The following is a 520-nucleotide window of genomic DNA, read 5'->3' as shown; positions in this document are numbered from 1 at the left end:
TTTCGAGCAGAACTCACAAATTTTACCTTAGCCTGATCCACCAGCAGTGAAACTGGTGTTCAGTCTATTTCTATCACATATCCGAATTTTTAAAGAACGATCTGACAAAAGTCAGAAATCAACATTCATCACCGAATGTTCATTTCTAAGTTCTGAAAGCTGTACAACCTGAAAGAGTGGTGGAGCCAAGCGGGATCGAACCGCTGACCTCCTGCGTGCAAGGCAGGCGCTCTCCCAGCTGAGCTATGGCCCCGTATTTTCTAGGCCGCACCAAGTAATTGGTAGGTCTGGGCAGATTTGAACTGCCGACCTCACCCTTATCAGGGGTGCGCTCTAACCAACTGAGCTACAGACCTATAACAGGGTCGCGTTACAGCATCGTCTTTATACAAAGAATCAAGCAATTCGTGTGGGAGCTCATCAGCAGGCTGATGTCGTCGATTAAGGAGGTGATCCAGCCGCAGGTTCCCCTACGGCTACCTTGTTACGACTTCACCCCAGTCATGAATCACACCGTGGT

2 tRNA genes and 1 rRNA gene are annotated in these 520 nt (G+C 48.7%); all 3 read right to left on the bottom strand.

Features of this window, described 5'->3' with window-relative positions:
- Nucleotides 1-177: 177 nt before the first annotated feature.
- Nucleotides 178-253: transfer RNA gene (locus JNA92_RS25600), tRNA-Ala, on the bottom strand.
- 26 nt (nucleotides 254-279) lie between these two features.
- A tRNA-Ile gene (locus JNA92_RS25595) sits at nucleotides 280-356 on the bottom strand.
- Nucleotides 357-442: 86 nt separating this feature from the next.
- Nucleotides 443-520: ribosomal RNA gene (locus tag JNA92_RS25590) — 16S ribosomal RNA — on the bottom strand; the annotation flags it as partial.

Source organism: Pseudomonas putida (genome assembly GCF_022627325.1).
Lineage (GTDB): Bacteria > Pseudomonadota > Gammaproteobacteria > Pseudomonadales > Pseudomonadaceae > Aquipseudomonas > Aquipseudomonas putida_X.
This window is presented reverse-complemented; position numbering and strand designations above follow the sequence as displayed.